This window comes from Paenirhodobacter sp., from assembly GCF_047600745.1.
GTDB lineage: Bacteria > Pseudomonadota > Alphaproteobacteria > Rhodobacterales > Rhodobacteraceae > Rhodobacter.
The window spans coordinates 1,300,001-1,325,161 of record NZ_JASGKI010000004.1; the positions used below are offsets into that span (position 1 = coordinate 1,300,001).

General features: G+C 66.8%; 20 protein-coding genes, 1 pseudogene and 1 riboswitch (1 of these 22 running past the window's edge). Of the genes and pseudogenes, 10 read left to right on the forward strand and 11 right to left on the reverse strand.

Going from position 1 to position 25,161, the window contains the following annotated elements; all coding sequences use genetic code 11:
• Positions 1-1,420 carry the 5' portion of a glycosyltransferase family 61 protein gene (locus QM789_RS15155; RefSeq protein ID WP_420352681.1) on the reverse strand. It extends 278 nt beyond the left edge of the window, so the window shows 1,420 of its 1,698 coding nt (coding positions 1-1,420); the start codon lies at positions 1,418-1,420; its stop codon lies off the left edge, out of view.
• A 517-nt stretch (positions 1,421-1,937) separates the two neighbouring features.
• Here QM789_RS15155 and QM789_RS15160 point away from each other — a divergent pair.
• The 5 genes from QM789_RS15160 to QM789_RS15180 all read left to right on the forward strand — a co-directional run bounded on the left by QM789_RS15160 (position 1,938) and on the right by QM789_RS15180 (position 6,272).
• Positions 1,938-2,138, forward strand: coding sequence for a twin-arginine translocase TatA/TatE family subunit (locus QM789_RS15160; protein ID WP_420352682.1), 201 nt, complete (start codon positions 1,938-1,940; stop codon positions 2,136-2,138).
• 110 nt (positions 2,139-2,248) lie between these two features.
• Complete coding sequence (locus QM789_RS15165; RefSeq protein WP_420352683.1) at positions 2,249-3,412, forward strand: AI-2E family transporter; 1,164 nt, start codon at positions 2,249-2,251, stop codon at positions 3,410-3,412.
• A 731-nt stretch (positions 3,413-4,143) separates the two neighbouring features.
• The gene (gene exbB, locus QM789_RS15170; protein ID WP_420352684.1) at positions 4,144-4,965 is read left to right on the forward strand and encodes a tonB-system energizer ExbB; all 822 of its coding nucleotides are present in this window, start codon (positions 4,144-4,146) and stop codon (positions 4,963-4,965) included.
• Between the two features lie 6 nt (positions 4,966-4,971).
• Positions 4,972-5,412 carry a TonB system transport protein ExbD gene (exbD, locus tag QM789_RS15175; protein ID WP_420352685.1) on the forward strand — a complete coding sequence of 147 codons (441 nt, stop codon included), beginning with the start codon at positions 4,972-4,974 and terminating at the stop codon, positions 5,410-5,412.
• On the forward strand, positions 5,409-6,272 hold the full coding sequence (locus tag QM789_RS15180; protein ID WP_420352686.1) for an energy transducer TonB family protein: 864 nt from the start codon (positions 5,409-5,411) through the stop codon (positions 6,270-6,272). The genes exbD and QM789_RS15180 overlap by 4 nt, the downstream gene beginning before the upstream one ends.
• A gap of 33 nt (positions 6,273-6,305) precedes the next feature.
• Here the strand turns inward: QM789_RS15180 and QM789_RS15185 are convergent, their stop codons facing one another.
• The 6 genes from QM789_RS15185 to QM789_RS15210 all read right to left on the reverse strand — a co-directional run bounded on the left by QM789_RS15185 (position 6,306) and on the right by QM789_RS15210 (position 12,901).
• Complete coding sequence (locus tag QM789_RS15185) at positions 6,306-7,475, reverse strand: acetyl-CoA C-acyltransferase family protein (protein WP_420352687.1); 1,170 nt, start codon at positions 7,473-7,475, stop codon at positions 6,306-6,308.
• 75 nt (positions 7,476-7,550) lie between these two features.
• Positions 7,551-8,282: a metallophosphoesterase gene (locus tag QM789_RS15190; RefSeq protein ID WP_420352688.1), complete on the reverse strand. Its 732-nt coding sequence runs from the start codon at positions 8,280-8,282 to the stop codon at positions 7,551-7,553.
• A gap of 63 nt (positions 8,283-8,345) precedes the next feature.
• Positions 8,346-9,941, reverse strand: a complete 1,596-nt coding sequence (gene serA / locus QM789_RS15195) for a phosphoglycerate dehydrogenase (protein WP_420352689.1) — start codon at positions 9,939-9,941, stop codon at positions 8,346-8,348.
• A gap of 71 nt (positions 9,942-10,012) precedes the next feature.
• Entirely contained in the window at positions 10,013-11,158 is a 1,146-nt protein-coding gene (locus QM789_RS15200; RefSeq protein WP_420352690.1) for a phosphoserine transaminase, read from the reverse strand.
• 212 nt (positions 11,159-11,370) lie between these two features.
• Positions 11,371-11,865 carry a single-stranded DNA-binding protein gene (gene ssb / locus QM789_RS15205; protein WP_420352691.1) on the reverse strand — a complete coding sequence of 165 codons (495 nt, stop codon included), beginning with the start codon at positions 11,863-11,865 and terminating at the stop codon, positions 11,371-11,373.
• An 88-nt stretch (positions 11,866-11,953) separates the two neighbouring features.
• The gene (locus tag QM789_RS15210; RefSeq protein WP_420352692.1) at positions 11,954-12,901 is read right to left on the reverse strand and encodes a DUF808 domain-containing protein; all 948 of its coding nucleotides are present in this window, start codon (positions 12,899-12,901) and stop codon (positions 11,954-11,956) included.
• A 146-nt stretch (positions 12,902-13,047) separates the two neighbouring features.
• On the opposite strand from QM789_RS15210, the pseudogene cobS reads away from it, so the two are divergent.
• The 3 genes and pseudogenes from cobS to QM789_RS15225 all read left to right on the forward strand — a co-directional run.
• A pseudogene (gene cobS, locus QM789_RS15215) lies at positions 13,048-13,995 on the forward strand (cobaltochelatase subunit CobS); the annotation flags it as partial.
• A gap of 557 nt (positions 13,996-14,552) precedes the next feature.
• Positions 14,553-16,421, forward strand: a complete 1,869-nt coding sequence (gene cobT / locus QM789_RS15220; RefSeq protein ID WP_420352693.1) for a cobaltochelatase subunit CobT — start codon at positions 14,553-14,555, stop codon at positions 16,419-16,421.
• Complete coding sequence (locus QM789_RS15225; protein ID WP_420352694.1) at positions 16,421-18,202, forward strand: aminopeptidase P family protein; 1,782 nt, start codon at positions 16,421-16,423, stop codon at positions 18,200-18,202. The genes cobT and QM789_RS15225 overlap by 1 nt, the downstream gene beginning before the upstream one ends.
• Here QM789_RS15225 and QM789_RS15230 read toward each other — a convergent pair.
• Both QM789_RS15230 and QM789_RS15235 read right to left on the reverse strand, forming a co-directional pair.
• On the reverse strand, positions 18,199-19,365 hold the full coding sequence (locus QM789_RS15230; RefSeq protein WP_420352695.1) for an acetate/propionate family kinase: 1,167 nt from the start codon (positions 19,363-19,365) through the stop codon (positions 18,199-18,201). The two genes, QM789_RS15225 and QM789_RS15230, sit on opposite strands and share 4 nt — an antisense overlap.
• The gene (locus QM789_RS15235) at positions 19,365-20,747 is read right to left on the reverse strand and encodes a bifunctional enoyl-CoA hydratase/phosphate acetyltransferase (protein ID WP_420352696.1); all 1,383 of its coding nucleotides are present in this window, start codon (positions 20,745-20,747) and stop codon (positions 19,365-19,367) included. The genes QM789_RS15230 and QM789_RS15235 overlap by 1 nt, the downstream gene beginning before the upstream one ends.
• Before the next feature lie 185 nt (positions 20,748-20,932).
• On the opposite strand from QM789_RS15235, the gene QM789_RS15240 reads away from it, so the two are divergent.
• Together QM789_RS15240 and QM789_RS15245 are read left to right on the forward strand one after the other, a co-directional pair.
• Positions 20,933-22,315: an FAD-binding oxidoreductase gene (locus tag QM789_RS15240; protein ID WP_420352697.1), complete on the forward strand. Its 1,383-nt coding sequence runs from the start codon at positions 20,933-20,935 to the stop codon at positions 22,313-22,315.
• Entirely contained in the window at positions 22,315-22,701 is a 387-nt protein-coding gene (locus QM789_RS15245; protein ID WP_420352698.1) for a YybH family protein, read from the forward strand. Before QM789_RS15240 ends, QM789_RS15245 begins: the two co-directional genes overlap by 1 nt.
• A 702-nt stretch (positions 22,702-23,403) precedes the next feature.
• Here the strand turns inward: QM789_RS15245 and QM789_RS15250 are convergent.
• Both QM789_RS15250 and metK read right to left on the reverse strand, forming a co-directional pair.
• Complete coding sequence (locus tag QM789_RS15250) at positions 23,404-23,877, reverse strand: DUF421 domain-containing protein (RefSeq protein ID WP_420352699.1); 474 nt, start codon at positions 23,875-23,877, stop codon at positions 23,404-23,406.
• A gap of 55 nt (positions 23,878-23,932) precedes the next feature.
• Positions 23,933-25,099, reverse strand: a complete 1,167-nt coding sequence (metK, locus tag QM789_RS15255) for a methionine adenosyltransferase (RefSeq protein WP_420352700.1) — start codon at positions 25,097-25,099, stop codon at positions 23,933-23,935.
• Positions 25,100-25,105: 6 nt separating this feature from the next.
• A riboswitch (SAM-SAH riboswitch) is annotated at positions 25,106-25,155 on the reverse strand.
• Between the last annotated feature and the right edge of the window lie 6 nt (positions 25,156-25,161).

The following is a 25,161-nucleotide window of genomic DNA, read 5'->3' on the forward strand; positions in this document are numbered from 1 at the left end:
CGGGATGCGCTTCGGCCAGCGCCATCAGGTCCGGCACCATCCCCGCCTCACGCAGATGCGCCGCCGTGCCCATCGGATCCGACACCGAATCGGGCATCAGAAACGCGCGCACCAGATCGCAAAGCGGCGCCACGGCGCCGATACGGACCGGTACCACGGCCGCCGCCGCTTCGGCCGCATGATCCAGCGCAACCACCACATGGCGGCATCCGGACACATGCGCCATCGGATGGAACACTCCGAACCGCGCCCGGACCGTCGGCAGGTTGGACAGTTCCATCACCACCGCCTCGGGCCGCGCGAACAGCATGTTCGTCATCCCCGCCCCATGCGGCATGATCACGACTTCCGCCCGCGCCATCAGCGCGATCTGCTCCAGCGGCGTGAAATCCTCGAAACAGACCCGCTCGAAACCCAGCGGCGCCAGCGCCTCCAGCACCGCCTCCTGGTTCTCTACCGGACGCGGACGCGCCAGATCCGGACGCCGGTCGATCCAGATCCGGCGCGGCAGGGCCCTCCCGACCCCCGCCGCCAGCCGCAGCCCCCGCTCGCGCAGCAACCGCAGATCCCGGTCGTAACTGCTCAGCGAAAGCAGCGCATAGGCCGCCCGATCCGCCCGCCGGTCCTGCCACTGCGGATTTCGCGGCGCGAATTCCTCCAGCGAGGGCATCATCCCCGCACCGCACATGAAATAAAGCTGCTGCGTGTTCAGGGCCAGCACCGCCCGGTCATACCGCCCCGCGCCGACGATGAACTCCACCCGCCCGTGCAGTTCGGGAAACAGCGCCTCGGTGAAGGCCGTCACGAACCCCCGCACCTCGTCGCCCGGCAGATGCACCCGCACCCGCCCGCGCAGGCCGATCTCCACCGCCAGGCACAGATGGCACAGCGTCTCCGTCAGCATGTGATAGTAATTGAAGCCGTTGCGGCATTCGATCACCATATCTTTCGGCAGGTCATCCGCCCGGGGCAAGGGCCGGTCCATCTCCGGCCGCTGCGCCACCTCGGCCAGCCGCGCCGCAAGACGCCGGTCGAATCCGCGCCCCTCGGCCCAGTCCCGCGCCCGGATCGCCCGATTGCGCAGCCGCACGCCATGCGGACCGTTCAGCAGCACCTTCCCCCGCACGCTCAGGATCCGCCCATCGGTCTCCACCCCCTCCGCCACTGCCGGAAGCGTGTCGAATTCGATCGCCTGCGAAAATCGCCCCTGCCGCATATATTGCGCAAAGAACGCGCGCGCGGCTTCGCGTTCCGCCGGATCCGCGCACAGCGCCACGCCGCCAATCGCCGCCGGTTCCCGCGCGCACCACGGCGCCCTCCCACTGTCCACAACGGCAATCCCCGGATCGAGCCCCGGAATCAGAATATCTGTCGGAAGGATCTGGCCGGGTTCCATCATCTGCTCTTGCGGCTCGCTCACCTGTTCCCCCACAGCGCGGGGCCGATTCCCCCGCAGGACACCCCACCCTAACGCCAAAGGATTTCGCACCCGTCAACGGCTATGACCATCCCGCGGACGACGCGCGAAATCGCCGCATCGGCCCCGATCACGACCATTTCGCTTGCCAGCGCCACCGCCTGCTGTCACCCAATAAGGCATGAACCGTATCGCAAGGGCCCTGAACATCTCCGTTCGTGCTGTTGGGCCTGTTCGCCCTGCTCGACGGGTTCGCGCCGTTTCGCGCGCAGGCTGGCCTCCACGCGGGCGCTGATGCGGTCGTCCTGAGCAACACAGCCGACCCCGGCCCCTCGGCAGACCTGCCGCCGGCGGTTCTGCCCGGCGGCGCCGTGGTGCAGCGGGGCGCCCTGCATGCCTGGCCCCTCACGACCCGCATGCACGCCCGATCGGCGCATGAAACCCCGCGCGGCTGGCCCGAGCCGCGCGCCCCTCCTGCCTCTCCCTGAGCCCGGACACCCCATATTCAAGGAGAAAGCACATGCTCAGCAATGGATTGGCCCTTCCGCACCTGCTTCTGATCGCGATCGTGGTCCTGGTGCTCTTTGGCAAGGGCAAGGTCGCCACCCTCATGGGCGAGGTCGGCAAGGGAATGACCGCCTTCAAACGCGGCATCCGCGAGGGAGAGGCAGAGACCCCGGCGGTCACCGCACAGCCCGCGCCCGACGAAAACAAGGGCTGATCCCTTCGGTGCGGCGGTTGACACCGCGCCCCACCTGACACAGGTTTTGGGTGAGGTTCCGGCGCGCTCTGCCGGGACGGCCCGTCAGGCCGCATCCCATGGGACAAACGATGGTCACGAATACGGATCCCACCGGCGGTCACGCGCGCAGGAAGCTCGACCCCGACATTCTTGCGCGCGTTCCGCATCGGACCGTGTTCCGTCGGCCGCTGATTTCGGACATCTCGGCCGCGCGCTGGCTGCTGCTCGCGATCATCGCGGCATCGGTCTATTTCTTCTACGGCTTCCTGGTGCCGGTACTGGCGGCGGGGGTGATCTGCCTAGCCAGTTGGCCGATCCGGATCTGGGCGGTCGAACGGCTGGGCCGGACGGGCGCGGCGGCGGCGCTCGTGCTGCTCATCGTCTGCTTCGTCGTCGTGCCGATCACCATGGCGCTGGTCTATGCCTTCGGCGAATTGCAAAGCTGGACCGGCTGGGCGTTCGAGGTGAACGCCGTCGGCGCGCCAACCCCCGACTGGATGGTCCGGCTGCCCCGCGTCGGCCCCTGGGTCGATGCGCAATGGCGCGAATTCATCGGCCGCCCCGGCGCCATCGGCGAGATGGTGCAGGTGGTCAGCGGCTCGAATATCGGCGCCATCTACCGCGGCGTGCTGACGGCGGGGGCGCTGGCCTTCCACCTCGCGCTTACACTTCTGTTCGTGTTGGTTACGCTCTTCGTACTGTATCGCGACGGCGAAAAGATCGCCGCGCAGATCGACCGAGTTGGCCTGCGCATCCTGCCGACGCGGTGGGAGCGGCTGTCCCGCGTTGTGCCCGCCACCATTTCGGCCACCGTCACCGGCATGACCCTGATCGCGATCGGCGAAGGCGTCGTGCTCGGCATCGCCTACTGGCTGGCGGGGGCGCCCTCTCCGGTCACGCTCGGCGTCATCACCGGCTTCATGGCGCTGATACCCGGCGGCGCGCCGCTGTCCTTCACCCTGGTCTCGGTCTACCTCGTCGCGACCGGCCAGACCGTTCCCGGCATCGCCCTGTTCGTCTGGGGGACGGTCGAGCTGTTCACCGTCGACAAGACGATCCGCCCGGTTCTGGTCGGCGGCCCGGTCAAGCTGCCCTTTCTGCCCACCCTGTTCGGCCTGGTCGGCGGGGTCAAGACGATGGGTCTGGTCGGTCTGTTCGTCGGCCCGGTTCTGATGGCCCTGCTGGTTTCGATCTGGCGCGAATGGCAACGCGAAATCGCAGGCGAACCGCGCCGCCCGACCGAATCGCCCTGATACGGCGGTTCGCGCCGCCTTTCGGATCGCGCAGCATCGCACCAGATCGTAAAAAATCCGATACATATTGTCGGAAATTTGGGCAAAGCCGCCTCAGCGGTCTTGCGTCAGCCCGGCGTCTTGAGGATAAGCAGGGCATCAGCCAGTTCCCGACATCTTTGCTCGGGGAAACGAGCCGTTCCATGTCGATGATGCGCTCCGGTCCGCGCGGTCCTTCGCAGGGCCCTCAATTCCGGACGCCACGCGCGGGCCCGTTCCGTCCCGCGCATGAAAAACGGGAAGATGCGAGACCGATGACCCAGTGCGAACCGAACCCGACCCGTCCCCAGACCGCGCGCCGCCGCCTTGACGGGCGTGTCCTTGCGGCCGTGGTTGCGGGGCAGATGCTGGCGGCAGCGCCGCTTTGGGCTCAGGATACCACGCCCGCCCCGGCGCCTTCCGTCGCTCCGGCAGCCGAGCAATCCGCACCGGTCGCGCCGCAGCCCCCGGCCCCGACGCCAATGGCCACCGAAACGCCTGCCCCCGCAGCCGCGCCCCTCCCCGCGCAGGCCGTGGAACCCCCGGCGGCTCAGGCCACCGGCACCCCCGCCCCCGCTGCGGCGCCTCTCCCGACGCAGGCCACCGAGACCCCAGCGGCACCCCTCCCTGCTCAGGCAACTGAATCCCCGGTGACGCCGGAGGCTTCCGGAACGCCCGCGTCGCCTGCCCCCGGCGCCCCCGCGCCGGCCCCCATGACTGAGGCGCCCGCAGAACCGCCGCCGTCGATCTTCGAGGATCCGGCAGGTGCCATCGCCCAGATGCTGACGCCGCATGCGCGCAACCCCAACCTGCCGCATGACCTGTCGCCCTGGGGCATGTTCCTGGCGGCGGACATCGTGGTGAAGGGGGTGATGCTGGGCCTCGTCTTCGCCTCGCTCGTCACCTGGACGATCTTCGTCGCGAAGACGCTCGAACTGCTTGGCGCCATGCGCAACGCCCGCTCCACCCTGAAAGCGATCCAGCGCGCCCGCAGCCTCGATGACGCCATCGCCGCCAATCCGCGCAAAGGGCCCGCCGCCTCCATGCTGGCCGTCGCCCGCAACGAAGCGGCGCTGTCGGAACCCGCGCTCGAACATGCGGGGGGCGATGGCCTGAAGGAACGTGTCGCCGCCGCCCTGTCGCGGGTCGAGGCCCGCGCCGGGCGCAAGATCGCGATCGGCACCGGCCTCCTTGCCACGATCGGCTCGACCTCGCCCTTCGTCGGCCTGTTCGGCACCGTCTGGGGGATCATGAACTCCTTCATCGGCATCTCGAAATCGCAGACGACCAACCTCGCCGTCGTGGCGCCCGGTATCGCCGAGGCGCTGCTCGCCACCGCGATCGGCCTTGTCGCTGCAATCCCGGCGGTGATCATCTACAACCACTTCGCCCGTCAGACCGCCCGCTACAAGCACCTGCTGGGCGATGCGGCGACTGGCGTCGAAATCCTCGTCAGCCGGGATCTGGACTATCGGCAGATCCCGCATACCCCCTCCAACGTCATTTCCGCGGTGCGTCCCGCGGCAGCGGAGTGATCCGTCATGGCCGGTGGAATCAGACAGGATTCGGGCGGGCTCGACGTTGACGAGAACCACGAGATCAACGTCACCCCCTTCATTGACGTGATGCTGGTGCTGCTGATCATCTTCATGGTGGCGGCGCCGCTCGCGACGGTGGACATGCATGTCGACCTTCCGGGTTCGACCGCCACGCCGCAGGAGCGGCCGGACAAGCCGCTGTGGCTGACGCTGAAGGCGGATCATACCCTTGCGGTCGGCGAAACGGTGGTGGCGCAGACCGGTCTGGCCGAGGCGCTGAACACCGCCACTGGCGGCAACAAGGAAACCCGCGTCTTCCTGCGCGCCGACAAGACGGTCGATTACGGATCGCTGACCGAAACGCTCAATGCGCTGCGGTCGGCGGGGTATCTCAAGGTCGCGCTGGTCGGGCTGGAAACGCTTCCCGGGGCTGCGGCGCCATGAAATCCTGGCTTGAGGAGATGAACGGCCAGGGCTCGCGGCTGAGCGGGCTGGTGGTCTGGAGCGTGGCCGCCGTGGCCGTGCTGGGCGCGCATGCCGCGGGCGCCGCCTATCTGCTGCGCGAACGGCCCGAGCCCCTGATGGACGATGCCGCCCCGGCGCTGATGCTCGAACTCTCGCCGATCTCCGAGGCCGTGAACACCGATCAGAACAACGCCGCCGATCAGTTGCAGGACTCGGCCGAGGTCAAGCCCCAGGAGACGGAACCCGAGCCGGAGGAGGTGGTCGAGGAGGAGCCCCTGCCCGAGCCCGAGCCGGAACCCGAGGATGTCGTGGAGGAGATCGACGTTCCCGTCGAGCAACCCGCCGTCGTGATCCCCAAGATCCGCCCCGAACGGAAACCGAAGCCGGAACCGAAGGTGGTCGAAAAGAAGGAACCGCCGAAGGAAATCCCCGAAAAGCCGAAGAAGAAACGCGAACCGCCGCCCTCCGTTGCACAGAACCGGGCCGCCGCGCAGGTGCAGCAGTCGGACCGCAACCGGGGCATGTCCGGTGGCGGTGGCGGCGGCTCCGCCCAGAATGCGAAATGGAACGCGCGGCTGAACGCCCATCTGCAACGCCACAAGCGCAACTACAGCGGCACGGCGCGCCGCGATGTGGGCACGGCGCAGGTGCGCTTTACCATCGACGATGCGGGCAATGTGTTGTCGGTCAGCCTCGCCAAATCCTCGGGCCTGCCGGGGCTGGACGAAAATGCGCTGTCGACGGTCCGGCGTTCCTCTCCGGTGCCGCCCCCGCCGCCCGAGAACAGCCAGCGCACCTTTGTCGTGCCGATGAAATTCGATCAGAAGAGCTTCCGGTGACAGGTGCGGCCCCCCCGGGCCGCACCCTTCATGTCAGAGACGTTCGATCGCCAGCGCGATCCCCTGCCCGCCGCCGATGCACATCGTGATCAGCCCGAGCGTCCCGCCCGTCCGTTCCAGATGATACAGCGCCTTGACGGTCAGGATCCCGCCCGTCGCGCCGATCGGGTGGCCAAGCGCGATCGCTCCGCCATTCGGGTTCACCTTCGCCGGATCGAACTTCAGCTCGCGCGATACCGCCAGTGCCTGCGCGGCAAAGGCTTCGTTCGATTCGATCACATCGAAATCATCGACCGTCTTGCCGATCTTCGCGCATAGCGCCTGAACCGCCGGGATCGGGCCATAGCCCATCACCTCGGGCCGCACCCCCGCCACCGCATAGCCGAGCAGCCGCGCCAGCGGCTTTTGCCCCGTCAAAGCATGCTCGCGCGCGAGAATCAGCGCCGAAGCCCCGTCATTGATCCCAGAGGCATTGCCCGCCGTCACCGTGCCATCCTTCTGGAACACGGGTTTCAGCCCGGCCAGCGCCTCCGCCGTGGTCGCGCGCGGATGCTCGTCGGTATCGAACAGCGTCACGCCCTTGCGGCTCTTGATCTCGACCGGGACGATCTCATCCTTGAACAGACCCGCCGCGATGGCCGCACCCGCGCGGTTCTGGCTTTCCAGCGCCAGCGCATCCTGATCCGCACGGCTGATGCCCATTTCCTTCGCCACATTCTCGGCGGTAACGCCCATGTGGCCGGTGCCGAACGGACAGCTTAGCGCGCCGGTCATCATGTCCAGCGCCTTCACATCGCCCATCTTCTGGCCGAAGCGCGCCTGTTGCAGGATGTAGGGGGCCCGGCTCATGCAATCGACCCCGCCCGCCAGCGCGAAATCCGCATCCCCCAGCATCAGCGCCTGCGCCGCCGAGACGATCGCCTGCGCGCCCGAGCCGCACAGCCGGTTGACGTTCATCGCCGGCGTGCCCACCGGCACCCCCGCCTGCACCGAAGCGACGCGGCTGACATACATGTCGCGCGGCTCGGTGTTGATGACATGGCCAAAGACCACCTGCCCGATCTGATCGGCGGCGATCCCGGCCCGCTCGATCGCGGCCTTCGAAACGATAGTGGCGATGTCGATCGGCGCAAAGCCCGCAAGGCTGCCGCCGAATGTGCCGATGGCGGTGCGCGCCCCCGACAGAATGACGATCCCAGTCATGGTTCCTCCCTCTCCGGAAATCCTCGGGGAGTGTAACAACCGTTTGGTCGGGTGGCGAGAGGAACGTGCGTCCCCTCAGCCCAGAGCCACGCGCCCCTCCGGCGTCAGCAGCCAGGCGTGCCGCCCCTCGATCACCGCCGCGGAGACCGGCCCGCCATAGGCCGCGCTCGAATCCATGTTCAGCCGGTTGCCGTAATGGGTGGCCTTGTCGATCGCGGTATGGCCATGCACGACCAGCGCCCCGTGATCGCGGGTATCCTCAAGGAATTCCTTCCGGATCCAGGTCATGTCGTCCTCGGTCTGATGCCGCAGATCGACGCCCGGGCGGATCCCGGCATGGACGAACAGCGATTCGTCATGCAGGAAATGCGTCGGCAGCTTGCGGATCCAGGTCTGATGTTCCGGCGGAATCGCGGCCATCGCCTCGGCATGGACCGTTTCCGGCGGACGCTCCTCGGCATTGCGCACACCATAGGAGGCGAGCGTCGTCGCCCCGCCGACATGCGGATGCAGCCAGCCGATCCCCTGCCGCAGCATCGGGTCATGCGCATAGGGATCATCCATGAACATCGCGAACATCCGGTCGTGATTGCCCTTCAGCACCACCCAGGGTTCGCCCCGCGCCTGCCCCGCCATCAGATGTTCGATCACACCGCGCGATTGTCGCCCGCGATCCACCAGATCCCCGACATGGACGAGTGGCGAGGACGGATCCCCCACCCTCTCGCGGTCCTGCGCGACAAGATCCTGCGCGACCTGGAGCAGGTCGAGATGGCCGTGGATGTCGCCGATGGCATAGGTGCGCATGTGAACCCCCAAGACAAAAGGCCCCCCGCCGTGGCGGAGGGCCGTATGGCCGTGGATCTACCCTCAGGCGACAGGGAATTCCAGCGGTTTCACCTGCTGGAACAGGTCCGTGGCCTCAAGCGCCTTCACAACTGCGGCAGGAAGCGGCTCGTCAAGGTAAGCGATGGCGATCGCCTCGCCGCCCGCAGCCGCCCGGCCCAGCGTGAAGTTCGCCAGGTTGACCTTGTTCTCGCCCAGAAGGGTGCCGAGCTTGCCGATGATGCCGGGCACGTCCTTGTTGGTCGTGTAGAGCATATGCGGGCCGACTTCGGCGTCGATGTTGATGCCCTTGATCTGGATGAAGCGCGGCTTGCCATCCGAGAAGCACGTCCCCGCCACGGCGCGTTCGCGCAGGTCGGTGACGACGGTGACCTTGATATAGCCGTCGAACACGCCCGTCTTGTCCTGCGTGGTGGTCGAGATCTGGATCCCGCGTTCCTTCGCGATGACCGGGGCCGAGACCATGTTCACATCCGGGTTGGTGCGCTTCATGATGCCCGCGATCACGGCGCAGTCGAGCGCCTTGAGGTTCATCTTCGACACCGTGCCGTCATAGGTGACGTTGATCGCCTTGATCGGTTCGTCGGTCATCTGGCCGACGAAGGAACCCAGATATTCCGCGAGCTTCACCCACGGCCCCATGACCTTCGCCTCTTCGGCGGTCATCGAGGGCATGTTCAGCGCGTTTTCAACGGCCCCGTCGAGCAGGTAGTTCGACATCTGCTCCGCCACTTGCAGCGCGACGTTTTCCTGCGCTTCCGAGGTCGAAGCGCCCAGATGCGGCGTGCAGACCACGTTCGGCAGGTTGAACAGCACGTTCTCCGTCGCCGGTTCCTCGGCGAAGACGTCGAGCGCGGCGCCCGCCACATGACCCGATTTCAGCAGGTCGGCCAGCGCCTGTTCGTCGATCAGACCGCCGCGGGCGCAGTTGATGATCCGCACGCCCTTCTTGGTCTTTTCCAGATTCTCGCGCGACAGGATATTGCGGGTCTGCTCGGTCAGCGGCACATGCAGCGTGATGAAGTCCGACCGCTTCAGCAGCTCGTCCAGCTCGACCTTCTCGACGCCCATCTTGTCGGCCTTTTCCTGCGACATGAAGGGGTCATAGGCGATGACCTTCATCTTGAGCCCGAGCGCACGGTTGCACACGATCCCGCCGATATTGCCCGCGCCGATCACGCCCAGCGTCTTGGCCGTCAGTTCGACGCCCATGAATTTCGACTTTTCCCACTTGCCCGCATGGGTGGAGGCCGACGCCTCGGGGATCTGCCGCGCGACGGCGAACATCATCGCGATCGCATGTTCGGCGGTGGTGATCATGTTGCCGAAGGGCGTGTTCATCACGATCACGCCGCGCTTCGACGCCGCTTCCTTGTCAACGTTGTCGACACCGATCCCGGCGCGGCCGATGACCTTCAGCCGCGTCGCGTTTTCGAGCAGCTTTTCCGTGACCTTGGTGGCCGAACGGATTGCGAGGCCGTCATAATTGCCGATGATCTCGGCCAGCTTTTCCTTGTCCTTGCCCAGCTTCGGCTGGAAATCCACCTCGATCCCGCGATCGCGGAAGATCTGCACGGCGGCATCGGACAGGGCGTCGGAAATAAGAACCTTGGGCGCCATTTTGCGGCTCCTTCATGGATGTGTTCGGAGAGGCGGGCCGCCCGGCCCGCCATCGGTCACGAAGAAAGGGATCAGGCCTGCGCCGCGATCTCGGCGTTGAAGGCGTATTCGATCCACGGCATCAGCGCCGCGACATCGGCCGTTTCGACCGTCGAGCCGCACCAGATCCGCAGGCCGGGAGGCGCATCGCGATAGGCCCCGGCGTCGAGCGCCACGCCTTCCTTCTCCAGCCGCTTCGCCACGGCCTTGGCAAAAGCCGCGCCGTCCTTGATCCGCGAATCGGTGAACTTCAGGCAGACCGAAGTGCAAGACGCATTCGCCGGGTTATTGGCGAGATTCGCGATCCAGTCCTTCCCGGCGATGAAATCCTTCACCACCTGCGCATTGCCTTCGGCCCGCGCGATCAGACCCTTCAGCCCGCCAACCGTCTGCGCCCATTTCAGCGCGACGAGGTAATCCTCGACGCAGAGCATCGAGGGCGTGTTGATCGTTTCACCGACGAAGATGCCCTCAATCAGCTTGCCCGCCTTCGTCATGCGGAAGATCTTCGGCAGCGGCCATGCCGGCTTGTAGGTTTCCAGCCGTTCCACCGCGCGGGGGCTCAGGATCAGCACGCCATGGCCGCCCTCCCCGCCCAGCACCTTCTGCCAGGAGAAGGTCACGACGTCGAGCTTGTCCCACGGCAGATCCATCGCGAAGGCGGCGCTGGTCGCGTCACAGATCGTCAGGCCCGCACGATCCGCCGGAATGTCATCGCCATTGGCGACGCGCACGCCCGAGGTGGTACCGTTCCAAGTGAAGACCACATCGGTATCGAAATCCACCGTCTTGAAGTCAACGATGTCGCCATAAGCGGCTTCCTTGACCTCGGCGTCGAGTTTCAGTTGCTTCACCACATCGGTGACCCAGCCGGAGCCGAAGGATTCCCAGGCGAGCATGGTGGTCTTGCGGGCGCCAAGCAGCGACCAGAGCGCCATTTCAACGGCGCCGGTATCCGAGGCGGGGACGATGCCGATGCGGTACTCCGCCGGAACGCCCAGAATTTCACGGGTGAGGTCGATCGCCTCTTTCAGCTTCGCCTTGCCAACGGCAGCGCGGTGCGAGCGGCCCAGAGGCGCATCGGCGAGCATATCGAGGGAGTAACCGGGGATCTTCGCGCAGGGGCCCGAAGAAAAACGCGGATTCACCGGCCGCGTAGCCGGAGCGGGGTTCGCCATCACTGGTATCCTTTCAGATAAACGCCCTTCGTTGGGGAAGGGTGTCCCGCCGCTGCGGATACGCCTCTCCCGACGCACACGCAAGGAAAAAGTGCGGGCGATCCATGGGGACGGCAACGGCCATCTGAGGGCGAACCGACAAAACAAACGCCCCGCAACCGCCGAACGGCTGCGGGGCGTCAATACCCGGCGGAAAACGCCGACTCTGTGCCCTAGAACGGGATTTCGTCGTCGAAGTTGCTCCGGCCACCGCCCGAAGCGGGCGCGGAGGAGCCGCCGCCATAGGACGGGCCATCGTCGTAATCGCCGCCGCCCCGGTTGCCGCCGCCCGAACCGCCACCAGATCCGCCACCGTCGCGGCCATCAAGCAGGGTCAGTTCGCCCCGGAACGGACGCAGCGCGATTTCGGTGGTGTAGCGGTCGGCGCCCGACTGGTCCTGCCACTTCCGGGTTTCCAGCTGGCCCTCGATATAGACCTTCGATCCCTTGCGCAGATATTGCTCGGCGATCTTCACGAGGTTCTCGTTATAGATCGCGACCGAATGCCATTCGGTGCGCTCCTTGCGCTCGCCCGTCGCGCGGTCGCGCCAGTTTTCCGAGGTGGCGATGCGCAGGTTGCACACCTTCCCCCCGCTCGGAAAGCTGCGGACTTCCGGGTCGCGGCCCAGATTGCCCACCAGAATGACCTTGTTCACGGATCCCGCCATGTCGCGCCCCCATCGGTGATGTGCCGGCGATCAGACGACCGCCCCTTGCCCGCGTGAAACCATGCCTAGCCGCGCAGGTCAATCAGTGTCAGCGCCGAACCAACGCGATCAGCGGGTTCACCACATATTGCGCCACCGGGATCAGGGCCGCGCCGAAGACCACGCCGAAGATCCCGTCGCACAGCGCCGTCACCGCCCAGGCGGTGGCCGCCCGTGCCCCTTCGGACACGCGATGCGCGGCGGTTTCGGCCAGATGATGGATCGCCTCATAGGGCGCCGCCCAGAAGGTTTCCGCCGCGCCATGCAGCACGATGTTGCCGCCGACCCAGAGCATCGCCGCCGTGCCCACCACCGTCAGCACCCGCATGAGCACCGGCATCGCCCGCACCAGCCCGCGGCCGAACCCGCGCACCGGCCCGGCGCCGTTCTTGGCCAGCCACAGCCCGATGTCGTCCATCTTCACGATCAGCGCGACGCCGCCATAGACCACGGCGGTAATGCCGATACCGACCACCGCCAGAACCAGCGCCTCCATCCAGATCGGCTGCCCCTGCGGCAGGGCGGCGAGCGCGATCGTCATGATCTCGGCGGACAGGATGAAATCCGTCTTCACCGCCCCCGCGATCTTGGCCTCTTCCAGTTCGGTCGGATCGCCCTTCATCACCTCTTCATGCGCCCCGCCGGGATGCAGCGCATGGACGATCTTCTCCGCGCCTTCGTAACACAGATAGGCGCCGCCAACCATCAGGAGCGGCGTGATCGCCCAGGGCGCGAAGGCCGACAGCAGCAGCGCCAGCGGCAGCAGGATCACCAGCTTGTTGCGGATCGAGCCAAGCGCGATCCGCCCGACGATCGGCAGTTCCCGCGCCGCCGCGAAACCGTGGACATATTTCGGCGTCACCGCGGCATCGTCGATCACCGCGCCTGCGGCCTTGGCACCAGCCTTCGCCGCCTGCCCGGCCACGTCATCGACCGAAGCCGCCGCGATCTTGGCGATCCCCGCCACATCGTCGAGCAACGCCAGCAATCCGCTCATCCCACTCTCCCGCGCACACGTTTCCGTGCGCAGTCTAGGGCCCCGGAGCGGCGGCGACAATGCCGCGCGCCCTTGCACGGCTCTCAGGAATGTTTCACAACGTATTCCGGCGCGAGGCGCGCGCCTGCGGAAGGAAGGCCCCGGACATGCTCGACACCACTGCGAAACCCACCGAAGAAATCGACGTGCGCGAGGTCTTCGGCATCGACAGCGACATCAAGGTGAAGGGCTTTGCCGAGCGCACCGAGCGCGTGCCGGAACTCGACCCGACCTACAAGTTCGACCCGGACACCACGCTCGCCATCCTCGCGGGCTTTGCCTACAACCGCCGGGTGATGATCCAAGGCTATCACGGTACCGGCAAATCGACCCATATCGAACAGGTCGCGGCACGGCTGAACTGGCCCACCGTGCGGGTCAACCTCGACAGCCATGTGTCCCGGATCGACCTGATCGGCAAGGACGCGATCAAGCTGGTGGACGGCAAGCAGGTAACGGTGTTCCAGGAAGGCATCCTGCCCTGGGCGCTACGCAACCCCGCCGCGATCATCTTCGACGAATACGACGCGGGCCGGGCGGATGTGATGTTCGTGATCCAGCGGGTGCTGGAGGCGGACGGCAAGCTGACACTGCTCGACCAGAACGAAGTGATCACGCCTCATCCCTATTTCCGCCTGTTCGCCACCGCGAATACGGTGGGCCTTGGCGATACCACCGGCCTCTATCACGGCACGCAGCAGATCAACCAGGGCCAGATGGACCGCTGGTCGCTGGTCGCGACGCTGAACTACCTCAGCCATGATGCCGAAGTGGCGATCGTGCTGTCGAAGGCGCCGCATTACAACACCGAGAAGGGCCGCAAGCAGATCAATCAGATGGTCCATGTCGCGGCGCTGACCCGGCAGGCTTTCGTGTCGGGCGATCTGTCCACCGTGATGTCGCCCCGGACGGTGATCGCCTGGGCCCAGAACGCCGAGATCTTCCGCAACATCGGCTATGCCTTCCGGCTGACCTTCCTGAACAAATGCGACGAACTGGAACGCTCGACCGTGGCCGAGTTCTACCAGCGCCTGTTCGACGAGGAACTGCCCGAAATCGGCGGCGGTGCTTGCCGCGCGATGAGGGCGGCCGTTTTGGCGCTGCTGCTGGCGGCTCCTGCGGCGGCGCAACAACCCACGCTGGCCACGCAATACACGGGCGAAGACCTGGCCTATTGCGCGGGTCTGTTCAGCAAACTGCGGGAGCTTGACCCCGGGATGGTCTCTTTCATCCCGGGCAGTGTCGATGCGATGCTGCGGGCCGAGGCCGGGAACCGCGCCGCGAAATGGAAGCTCGGTGTGCCGGTCAAGGCCGCCGCAATGCGCGGCGCCTCGGATGCCCGGGCGTTGATGGGGCAGGCGGGCGCGCTGGATTTCAGCGCGGGCGAAACCGGCCCCGCAGGCGCGGGCGGCGGGCTGGCACGCTGCTGGACCATGGTCACCCCCTTCTTGCAACCAAAGTAACGGCCCCTTGCGGAACGGGGTGCTGGACGATGGTCACCCCTTTCCTGCGGAAGCAGCTTCGGCGCAGCGGATGCGATTTTGCCCGGCGGAGCCCCGCGAAGCTGCGGCACCCCCTTGCCGGACGGGATGCGGGGTGCTTTACCTCAGGCATGAAGAAGCCCGCAGACAACCCCGCCGATCCGTTCAAGCGCGCTCTCGCCGAGGCGACGAAGACGCTTGCCCATGCCCCTGACCTGAACGTCACCTATTCGGTCGACCCGGCCGGGGTTTCGGGCGAGACGATGCGCCTGCCGCAGGTCAGCCGGCGGATGACGCGCGATGAGGTGATGCTCGCGCGCGGCACGGCGGATGCGCTGGCGCTCCGGCAGCGGTTCCATGACGCGGGCGTGGCCGGGCGCTACCTGCCGCAGGGCGAAATGGCCCGCGCGCTTTACGAGGCGATGGAGACCGCGCGCTGCGAGGCGCTTGGCGCGCGCGACATGCCCGGCACGCTGACCAACATCGACGCGAAGATCGCGCAGGAGGCCGAGCGGCGCGGCTATGCGCAGATCCGCAGCCAGGCCGAGGCACCCTTGCCGGTGGCGGCGGGCTATCTGGTGCGCGAAATGGCAACGGGGCGGCAGCTTCCGGCGGCGGCGGAGCATGTGCTGGACCTGTGGCGGCCCTTCCTTGAGGAAACCGCGGGGGAGGAGCTTGGCAAGGCCAATGACCTGCTGGCCGATCAGGCGGCCTTCGCGCGGCTGACCCGCAAGGTGATCGCCGATCTGGGCTATGGCGACCAGCTGGGCGACGACCCCGACGAAGAGATGAACGACGACGCCGAGGACGAGGACGCCGAGAACGATCCCGATTCCGGCGAAAACCAGTCCCGCGACGAGGAGGAGCAGCAGGAGAGCGAGTCCTCCGCCGAAAGTGCGCAGGAGGAGCAGCAGGACCAGAAGGAAGCCTCGGCCACGATGGACGAGAGTTCCGACGACATGGGCGAAGAGGTGGAGATGCCGCAGGCGGATACCCCGCCCGAGCCCCCTGCCCCGCCGCCGGCCTCGAATGCGGATCCGAACTACAAGGTCTTCACCACCGAATTCGACGAGGAAATCCGCGCCGAGGATCTGGCCGAACCGGTGGAGCTGGAACGGCTGCGCGCCTATCTCGATCAGCAGCTTGACCCGCTGAAGGGCGCGGTGAGCCGTCTGGCGAACAAGCTGCAACGGCGGCTTCAGGCGCAGCAGAACCGCAGTTGGGAATTCGACCGGGAGGAAGGCACGCTCGATGCCGGGCGGCTGGCGCGGGTGGTGGCGAACCCGACGACGCCGCTCAGCTTCAAGGTCGAGAAGGACACCGAATTCCGCGACACCGTGGTGACGCTGCTGCTCGACAATTCGGGCTCGATGCGCGGGCGGCCGATCTCCATCGCGGCGATCTGCGCCGATGTGCTGGCGCGCACGCTGGAACGCTGTTCGGTCAAGGTCGAGATCCTCGGCTTCACCACCCGCGCCTGGAAGGGCGGCCAGTCGCGCGAGAAATGGTTGCAGTCCGGGCGGCCACAGGCACCGGGGCGGCTCAACGACCTGCGCCATATCATCTACAAATCGGCGGATTCGCCCTGGCGGCGGGTGCGTGCGAACCTTGGCCTGATGATGAAAGAGGGCCTGCTGAAGGAAAACATCGACGGTGAGGCGCTGGAATGGGCGCATCGGCGGATGCTGGGCCGGCCCGAGGCACGCAAGATCCTGATGGTGATTTCGGACGGCGCACCGGTCGATGACAGCACGCTCTCCGTCAATCCGGCGGTCTATCTGGAAAAGCACCTGCGCGACGTGATCGCCATGGTCGAGCGGCGCAAGGCGGTGGAACTGATCGCGATCGGCATCGGCCATGACGTCACCCGCTACTATCAGCGCGCCGTGACGATCACCGATGTCGAGCAACTGGCGGGCGCGATGACGGAGCAGCTGGCCTCGCTCTTCGATGCCGATCCGCGCGCACGGGCACGGGCCATGAACCGGGCGGCACGCTGATGTATCAGGATTTTTCCGCGAAGACCTCGCCCGAAACCGGGGCGCCGCGGCTGGCGGCGCTGCGCGAGCGGTTGGCGCTCTCCGGGCTCGATGCCTTCGTCGTGCCGCGCGCCGATGCCTGGCAGGGCGAATATGTGACCGAGGCGGATGCGCGCCTTGCCTGGCTCACCGGCTTTACCGGATCGGCCGGGTTCTGCATCGCCATGCGCGATCGCGCCGGGGTGTTCGTCGATGGCCGCTATCGGGTGCAGGTGCGGGCGGAAGTGGATCTGTCGGTCTACACCCCCGTCAACTGGCCCGAAACGCAACCCGGCACTTGGCTGATGGAGGCGCTGCCGCAAGGCGGGCGCGTCGGCTTTGACCCCTGGATGCATACGCGCGCGCAGATCGAGGAGATCGCCCGCGCGCTGGACGGATCGGGGATCGAGCTGATCGAAAGCCCGAACCTCGTCGATGCGATCTGGCCCGACCGTCCCGCCCCGGCCTGTGCGCCCGCGCGGCTGCACCCGCTGGCCTTCGCAGGCGAAAGCAGTGCCGACAAGCGCCGCCGTCTGGGGGCCGCGCTCGGGGTTCCGGCGGCGGTGCTCACCCTGCCCGATTCGATCTGCTGGCTGCTGAACATCCGGGGCGCCGATGTGCCGCGCAATCCGATCGTTCAGGCCTTCGCCATTCTGCATGCCGATGGCCGGGTGGCGCTCTTCGCCGACCCGCGCAAATTCGACGCCGACCTGACCGCCGCGCTTGGGCCGGAGGTGGAGATCCTGCCCCTTGAGCGGTTCGAGGACGTGCTGTCCGCGCTGTCCGGCCCGGTGATGGTGGATCCGGCCACGGCACCGCTCGCCGTATGGAGCACGCTCGATGGCGAGACGGTGGCGGGCGGCGATCCCTGCATCCTGCCCAAGGCGCAGAAAAACCCCGCCGAAATCGCCGGGATGGAGGCCGCCCATCTGCGCGATGGCGCCGCAATGGTCGAATTCCTGCATTGGGTGGATATGAACGCCCCGCAGGGCACGCTGACGGAAATCGACGTGGTGACCGCGCTCGAAGGTTTCCGCCGGGCGCGGGGCGCCACCGACATCAGCTTCGATACGATCTGCGGCGCGGGGCCGAACGGCGCCATCGTGCATTATCGGGTCAACGAACGGACCAACCGCAGGGTGACGCCGGGGGAAATCCTGCTGGTCGATTCCGGCGCGCAATATCCCGATGGTACCACCGACATCACCCGCACCCTCGCCGTGGGCCCGGTGCCCGAGGAGACGCGAGAGCCCTTTACCCGCGTGCTGCGCGGCACCATCGCCATCGCGCGGGCGCGCTGGCCGCGGGGGCTGTCAGGGCGCGATCTGGATGCGCTGGCGCGCGCGCCGCTCTGGGCCGCCGGGCTGGATTACGACCACGGCACCGGCCATGGCGTCGGCGCGGCGCTGTGCGTGCATGAAGGGCCGGCGCGGATTTCGCGGATCTCGGAAATTCCGCTGGCGCCGGGGATGATCCTGTCGGACGAGCCGGGCTATTACCGCGAAGGCGCCTTTGGCATCCGGCTGGAAAATCTGGTTCTGGTCGAGGAGGCGCCACCCCTGGGCGATGCGCATCGGCGGATGCTGGCCTTCCGCAACCTGACCTGGGTGCCCTTCGACACCCGGCTGCTGGCGCCGGAGCTGCTGTCGGGGGAAGAACGCGCCTGGCTCAATGCCTATCATGCCGAAGTTCTGACCCGGATCGGCCCGCTGGTCGGGGCGGAGGCGGCGGCCTGGCTCGCCACCGCCTGCCGGGCGGTCTAGCTCGCCAGAACCTTCTTCGCGGCGCGGGCGATGATGATTTCCTCATTCGTGGGGATCATCATCACGCGCACCTTGCCGGTGCCGAAGTCGCGCGCGCCCTGCACGTTGCGATCACCGTCGATCGACACGCCCAGCCAGTCGAGGCCCTCGCAGACCTCGGCCCGCACCCGCGACGAATTCTCGCCGATGCCGCCGCAGAAGACGAGGCCGTCGAGCCCCCCCATCGACGCCGCCAGCCCCGCCACCTCGCGCCGGATCCGGGCGCAGAAATAGGCAATCGCCTCGGCGGCATGCGGATCGTCCGAGGTTTCCAGCGTGCGCATGTCGTTCGACACGCCGGACAGGCCCAGCAGCCCGGACTGTTTATAGACCAGATCGGTCAACTGCCCGGCGTCCATCCCCTCGGTCTGCAACATGTAGAGCATCACCCCCGGATCGAGCTGCCCCGTCCGCGTGCCCATCGGCAGCCCGTCCAGCACCGTGAACCCCATGCTGGAGTCGATCGACTTCCCGCCCGAGATCGCGCACATCGACGCGCCCGAACCCAGATGCGCCACCACCACCTTGCCCGCGTGCAGATCGGGATCCGTTTGAGCCAGCGTGCCCGCGATATAGTCGTAGCTCAGCCCGTGGAAGCCGTAGCGACGCACGCCCTGCTCGTAATATTTCCGCGGCAGGGCATAGGCGTCGTTCACGAAGGGATGGCCGCGATGGAAGGCCGTGTCGAAACAGGCCACCTGCGGCACCAGCCCGAACAGCTCGCTCGCGGCCCGCACCCCGGCGAGGTTGTGCGGCTGATGCAGCGGGGCAAAGGGCGCGAGCCGCGCGAGTTCCTTCATCACCACCTCGGTCAGGCGCACCGGCTCGCCATGGCTGATGCCGCCATGCACGACCCGGTGGCCGATGCCGATCACCTCCAGCCCCGGAAAATCGGCCTGGAACACCTCAAGCGCCGTGCGCAGCGCCTGAGTGTTGGTGGCAAAGGCTTTCGGCGCGTGGTCGGGCATCGGCAGGGCGGCGCCCGCGGCATCGCGGATCTTCATCGCCGCCTCGCGCCGCCCGATCCGGTCGACGTGGCACATGGCCAGCGTCGAGAGGTCTTCGGCAAACAACCCGAGCTTCAGCGAGGACGACCCCGAGTTTACAGTCAGAAACGCCTCCATTACGCCGCCCCCATCCGGAAGTGATGGATCGCCGCCACGGCACAGGAGGCCAGCCGCGCCTTCGCGCTATCCGAGCGCGAGTTCAGGATCACCGGCACCTTCGCGCCCAGCACGATCCCCGCCGCTTCGGCATGGCTGATATAGGCAAGCTGCTTGGCCAGCATGTTACCCGCGTCGATCCCCGGCACGACCAGAACCTCGGCCTGCCCGGCGACGGCGCTGTGGATCCCCTTGGTGCGCGCGGCGCCGAGATCGACGGCATTGTCCATCGCCAGCGGCCCATCGACCTGCCCGCCGGAAATCTGCCCGCGCTCCGCCATCTTCGACAGAAGCGCCGCGTCGATCGACGACGGAATCGCGGGGTTCACCGTCTCCACCGCCGACAGCACGCCGACCTTCGGCACCGCGATGCCGAGCGAGATCGCCAGTTCGATCGCGTTCTGCACGATGTCCACCTTCGTCGCCAGATCGGGGGCGATGTTGATCGCCGCATCGGTGACCAGCAGCGGATGCCCGACGCCCGGCACGTCCATCACGAAGACATGGGTGAACCGGCGCCCGATCCGCAGCCCGGCGGCCTTGTCGAGCATCGGATGCAGCAGCGCATCGGTATGCAGATGGCCCTTCATCACCGCATGCGCCTGCCCGGCGTTCACCAGTTCCACCGCCTTGCGCGCGGCTTCGGCGTCCGACCCGGTGGCGATCACCTCATAGCCGTCGAGGCTGCGCCCCATCGCCTTCGCCGCCGCCGCGATCCGGTCCGGATTGCCGATCAGGATCGGCACGATCAGGTGCCGCTCCGCCGACAGCAGAGCCCCGCCCAGCGATTGCTCCTCTTCCGGGCAGACAACCGCGGTGCGCAGGTCGGGCAGCGCCTCGGCCCGTTCGATCAGCGCATCGAAATGGCGGTGGCGCTGAACGACCAGGCCCGGCACCTCGATATCGTCGAAGCGCAGCTTCTCCACCGGCGCGGCAACCCGTGCCGTGCCCGCAAGCACCACCGCGTCATCCGAAATCCGCTTCACCTCGGTCGAGAGCGTGGCGGTGCCGTCCGGATCCTTGCCGGTCACCACGACATGGGTGATCAACTCGTCGCCCGCGTGAACCGGCATGCGGAAATCGAGGCTTTGCGACAGGTAGCGCGTCCCCGGCCCCGGCAGCAGGTTTCCGATCACCGCCGAGATCAGCGAACCCACGAACATCCCCGGCGCCGTCGCATCGGCCCGCCCGTCGCCATCGCCGTCGCGCTCGGTCAGATGCACCGGGTTGTAATTCCCCGATGCCGCCGCGAAGGCATAGAAATCATCGACCGTGCAAAGCCTGCGCAATTCCGCGCTCATCCCCGGCTGCAATTCATCCCAGGTCCTGCTTTCCAGAATCATAGCGCACTCCTGTTTCTGCGGGCCATTTTCGGCCAGATCGTCGCGGTTTTGCCGCGTTGCGGCGTCCTCATGGCACGGCGCGGCGCGGCGCGCCTTGATCCGTGACAACTGCGCGGATTTCCCCGCCCCCCCTTCCGCCCCGTGGCGTTCGGGCTTATGAAAGGAAAAATTCGACGGAGGACAAGATGGCACTGGAACAGGCAGTCGAGGCTCTCGAAACGTTGCTGGGGGCGCGGATCAGCGTGAAGCGCCCCGACCGCGAGGCGCATGGCACGTCCGAGGCATGGTATCCCCTGACTCCGCCCGATGCCGTCGTCTGGCCGCAAAACACCGAAGAAGTCTCGGCGATCCTGAAGATCTGCCACCGCGAGGGCGTGCCGGTGATCGGCTGGGGCACGGGCACCTCGCTCGAAGGCCATGCGCTGGCGGTGAAGGGCGGGATCGTGCTCGACATGATGCGGATGGACAAGGTGCTGGAGGTTCATCCCGAGGACCGTCTGGTCCGGGTCCAGCCCGGCGTGACGCGCGAGGCGCTGAATGCCGATCTGCGCACGACGGGGTTGTTCTTCCCGGTCGATCCGGGGGCGAATGCGTCGCTCGGCGGGATGGCGGCGACACGCGCCTCGGGCACGTCGGCGGTGCGCTACGGCACGATGCGCGACAATGTGGCCGCGCTGGAGGTCGTGCTGGCCGATGGCCGGATCATCCGCACCGGCTCCGGCGCGGTGAAGTCGTCCTCGGGCTATGACCTGACGGCGCTCTTCGTCGGCTCCGAAGGCACGCTCGGCATCATCACCGAACTGACGCTGCGGCTCCATGGCCAGCCGGAGGCGGTTTCCTCCGCCGTCTGCGCCTTTGAAACGCTCGAAGCGGCGGTGGAAACCGTGCAGACGACGATCCAGATGGGCATCCCGATGGCCCGGATCGAATTCGTCGATGCCGATATCGCCCGCGTCTTCAACCAGATCAACGGCACCCACATGCCGGAGAAGCCGCATCTGCTGATCGAGTTCAACGGTTCGGAAAGCAGCGTGGCCGAGGACAGCCGCCGTTTCGGCGAAGTGGTGGCCGAAATGGGCGGCGCCGATTTCCAATGGGCGACCACCACCGAAGACCGCAACAAGCTGTGGAAGATGCGCCACGCGGCCTATTCCTCCTGCATCGCCTCGCGGCCCGGCTCGATCGGGCTCCTGACCGACATCTGCGTGCCGATCTCGCGGCTGGCGGAATCGGTCGAGCGCGCGCGGGCGATGATCGACGTAGAGGGGCTGGACGGTCCGATTCTGGGCCATGTCGGCGACGGCAATTTCCACGCGATCCTGCTGGTGAAGCATGACGACCCGGAAGAGCTGCGCAAGGCACAGAAGATCGGCCATGACCTCGCCGAGATGGCGCTGGAAATGGGCGGCACGATCACCGGCGAGCACGGGATCGGCGTCGGCAAGCGCGGGTTGATGGCCGATGAACACGGCGCCGCCTGGGGCGTGATGGGCGAGATCAAACGCGCGCTCGACCCGAAGGGCATCCTGAACCCCGGCAAGGTCGTCCCGGACGGGGAAAACGCCTGATGCTGGCGCAGCCCGAGGATCTGCCGCGCGCCTTCGCCCACACCTGGGGGGCGCGCGATGCCGTTGCGCTCGCCGAGATGTTCACGCCGGATGCGGAGTTCCTCAGCCTCACCGGCGGCATCGCCGAGGGGCGGGAGGCGATTGCCGAACTCCTCGCAGGGGAACTGGCCGGGGCCTTCGCACGCGCCCGGCTGGTCACCGGCAAGACCAAGGTGCGCCCGATCGGCGCCGATGTGGCGGTGGTGTCGCAGCGCTTCGTGCTGTCGGGCATCGTCAATGCGGACGGATCGGACGCGGGCCGCATCGGCGCGCTGCTCTGCGCGACGATGGGCCGGTTCGGGGGCGGCTGGCAGATCGTCGCCGCGCAATTCGTGGTCGAGGCCTAAAGCGTTTCTGTTTTAACCTGCGACATACCCGGCGGCCTTGAGGTAGTTCCGGCACTCGTCGAGTTCGAAGAGATCGCACATCTCGCCGATGGCCCTGAAGCCATCGGGAGAAGGTCCGTGCGCAGGTGGGTTTCGCCTGGCAAATGCCATTTCGATGGGGGTCAGGTCCGGCAAACATGAGGAACCAGCAGCGGTGGGCGCGCAAAGCGTCAGCCTCCTGCTTGTTGCGGTGAGTGGCGAGGCGTGAAGTCGTCCATCGTGGCGTCACCGGGTTCGAGCCCGGTGGACGACGGTTCCCGACGCGATCTCCGGGATCAGGGCTTCGCGCATCCAGGTTGCGAAGGCGGGACCGTCCATTGACCCGGGGCGCGACAGCAGGCGTGTGATGGCCCCGGACACCTGCCGCTGCGGCCAGCGTGTCCCTGAGTTCGAACAGCGTGATGTCGGGATCCTGTGTGTGCAGTTCCTCGAAAAAGACCCGGTGCGGGCAAACTTGCCATGGGCTTTGGGACGTCCCCCGGGGCAATGTCTCGGCATGCCCCTTGGCCCTGATCGCCCGGCCACTCGGACCTTCTTCAATGCAGCGCTGAAATCGAAGCGCCGAGGGCAATGGTCCTGACACGATCCGTCCTCCCAAATGGAAGAGAATCACGATCAGCACAGCGACAGATCCCAAGCGATTCAGGGTTCAACAGAAATGCTTCAGTCGATCGTCTCGATCATGATCTGCCCGTTGGGTTCCAGCGTGGCCCGCCGGATCCGGCGCACTTCATTGCAGCCGTTGCTCCGCATCGCATTGAGGAAATCCTCCTCGCTCACCAATTGCCGGCGCAGGGTGCGGTGGTCGATCCGCCCGTTCTCCGCCAGCAACGTCGGCCGCCCCTCCACCACCCAGCGGAACCGCCGCGACCGCGCCGAGCCCCAGGCCACCACCAGGTTCATCACGATCAGCGTCCCCGCCATGATCGTCGCCCCGGTCAGCGAATTGTCCCCGCCGTTCATGCCGTTCTGCACCGCATTCCCGATCAGGATCAGCAAGATCATGTCGAACGGCGTGAACTGCCCCATCGCGCGCTTGCCCGATACGCGCATCAATGTGGTGACCAGAACGTAAATCACGACGCCGCGTAGCGCGAAATGCCACCACGGCGCCGACATCAGCCACAGATCCGCCATGCCCGCCCCCGGATGCTCCGCGCAGAGCCTAGTTTCCCCGCGCGGCGAAGGCAACTCAGAGCGCGGACTTCAGCGCCTCGGTCAGATCGGTGCGTTCCCAGCTGAAGCCACCATCGGCCTCCGGCGCGCGGCCGAAATGGCCATAGGCCGAGGTCCGGGCATAGATCGGCCGGTTCAGGTCCAGATGCGTGCGGATCCCGCGCGGGGTGAGGTCCATGCACTGCCCCACGACACGCTCGATCTCTTCGTCCGGAACGGTGCCGGTGCCATAGGTATCGACATAGATCGACAAAGGCTTCGCCACGCCGATCGCATAGCTGACCTGGATCAGGCAGCGTTGCGCCAGCCCCGCCGCCACCACGTTCTTCGCCAGATAGCGCGCGGCATAGGCCGCCGAACGGTCAACCTTGGTCGGATCCTTGCCCGAAAACGCCCCGCCGCCATGCGGCGCCGCACCGCCATAGGTATCGACGATGATCTTGCGCCCGGTCAGGCCCGCGTCCCCATCCGGCCCACCGATGACGAAAGTCCCGGTGGGGTTCACCCACCATTCGGTTTCCGGCGTGATCCAGCCCTCGGGCAGGGTCTCGCGGATATAGGGCTCGACGATGGCGCGGATGTCATCCGAAGTCTGGCTTTCGTGGGTGTGCTGAGTCGACAGCACGATCGACGACACCCCCACCGGGCGACCGTTCTCATAGCGCACCGAAAGCTGCGATTTCGCATCGGGGCCCAGCGTCGGCTCCGCCCCGGATTTGCGCGCCTCGGCCAGACGGCGCAGCACGGCATGGGCATAAAGGATCGGCGCCGGCATCAGTTCGGGCGTCTCATCCGTCGCATAGCCGAACATGATGCCCTGATCGCCCGCCCCGTCCTTGTCCACGCCCTGGCTGATATGGGCCGATTGCGGATGCAGGAAATTGGTGAAGCGCAGCGTCTGCCAGTGGAAATGCTCCTGCTCATAGCCGATGTCGCGCACGCAGTCGCGCACGATGCCATCGACGTGATGCAGGAAATCATCGAGCCTGCCGCGATCCGACAGCCCGACCTCGCCGCCCACCACGACCTGATCGGTGGTTGCAAACGTCTCGCAGGCGACGCGGGCATTCGGTTCCGCCGCAAGCAGCGCATCCAGAACGGCGTCCGAAATGCGGTCGCAAACCTTGTCGGGGTGGCCTTCCGAAACGGATTCGGAAGTGAAAACGTAATTCTGTCGGGACATGAGGGACGCTCCATTAGATAAAACCCCGTCCCGCCAGGAAGCCGTTGGGCCGGTTCAGGCAC

What these genes read in the sequence shown, in the direction of transcription:
- QM789_RS15200 (WP_420352690.1), bottom strand. Translation starts at nt 11,158, where the DNA reads ATGGCGAACCCCGCTCCGGCTACGCGGCCGGTGAATCCGCGTTTTTCT.
- QM789_RS15160 (WP_420352682.1), top strand. Translation starts at nt 1,938, where the DNA reads ATGCTCAGCAATGGATTGGCCCTTCCGCACCTGCTTCTGATCGCGATC.
- QM789_RS15230 (WP_420352695.1), bottom strand. Translation starts at nt 19,365, where the DNA reads ATGGAGGCGTTTCTGACTGTAAACTCGGGGTCGTCCTCGCTGAAGCTC.
- QM789_RS15165 (WP_420352683.1), top strand. Translation starts at nt 2,249, where the DNA reads ATGGTCACGAATACGGATCCCACCGGCGGTCACGCGCGCAGGAAGCTC.
- QM789_RS15210 (WP_420352692.1), bottom strand. Translation starts at nt 12,901, where the DNA reads ATGAGCGGATTGCTGGCGTTGCTCGACGATGTGGCGGGGATCGCCAAG.
- cobT (WP_420352693.1), top strand. Translation starts at nt 14,553, where the DNA reads ATGAAGAAGCCCGCAGACAACCCCGCCGATCCGTTCAAGCGCGCTCTC.
- serA (WP_420352689.1), bottom strand. Translation starts at nt 9,941, where the DNA reads ATGGCGCCCAAGGTTCTTATTTCCGACGCCCTGTCCGATGCCGCCGTG.
- QM789_RS15190 (WP_420352688.1), bottom strand. Translation starts at nt 8,282, where the DNA reads ATGCGCACCTATGCCATCGGCGACATCCACGGCCATCTCGACCTGCTC.
- metK (WP_420352700.1), bottom strand. Translation starts at nt 25,099, where the DNA reads ATGTCCCGACAGAATTACGTTTTCACTTCCGAATCCGTTTCGGAAGGC.
- QM789_RS15240 (WP_420352697.1), top strand. Translation starts at nt 20,933, where the DNA reads ATGGCACTGGAACAGGCAGTCGAGGCTCTCGAAACGTTGCTGGGGGCG.
- QM789_RS15180 (WP_420352686.1), top strand. Translation starts at nt 5,409, where the DNA reads ATGAAATCCTGGCTTGAGGAGATGAACGGCCAGGGCTCGCGGCTGAGC.
- exbD (WP_420352685.1), top strand. Translation starts at nt 4,972, where the DNA reads ATGGCCGGTGGAATCAGACAGGATTCGGGCGGGCTCGACGTTGACGAG.
- ssb (WP_420352691.1), bottom strand. Translation starts at nt 11,865, where the DNA reads ATGGCGGGATCCGTGAACAAGGTCATTCTGGTGGGCAATCTGGGCCGC.
- exbB (WP_420352684.1), top strand. Translation starts at nt 4,144, where the DNA reads ATGACTGAGGCGCCCGCAGAACCGCCGCCGTCGATCTTCGAGGATCCG.
- QM789_RS15250 (WP_420352699.1), bottom strand. Translation starts at nt 23,877, where the DNA reads ATGGCGGATCTGTGGCTGATGTCGGCGCCGTGGTGGCATTTCGCGCTA.
- QM789_RS15235 (WP_420352696.1), bottom strand. Translation starts at nt 20,747, where the DNA reads ATGATTCTGGAAAGCAGGACCTGGGATGAATTGCAGCCGGGGATGAGC.
- QM789_RS15185 (WP_420352687.1), bottom strand. Translation starts at nt 7,475, where the DNA reads ATGACTGGGATCGTCATTCTGTCGGGGGCGCGCACCGCCATCGGCACA.
- QM789_RS15225 (WP_420352694.1), top strand. Translation starts at nt 16,421, where the DNA reads ATGTATCAGGATTTTTCCGCGAAGACCTCGCCCGAAACCGGGGCGCCG.
- QM789_RS15245 (WP_420352698.1), top strand. Translation starts at nt 22,315, where the DNA reads ATGCTGGCGCAGCCCGAGGATCTGCCGCGCGCCTTCGCCCACACCTGG.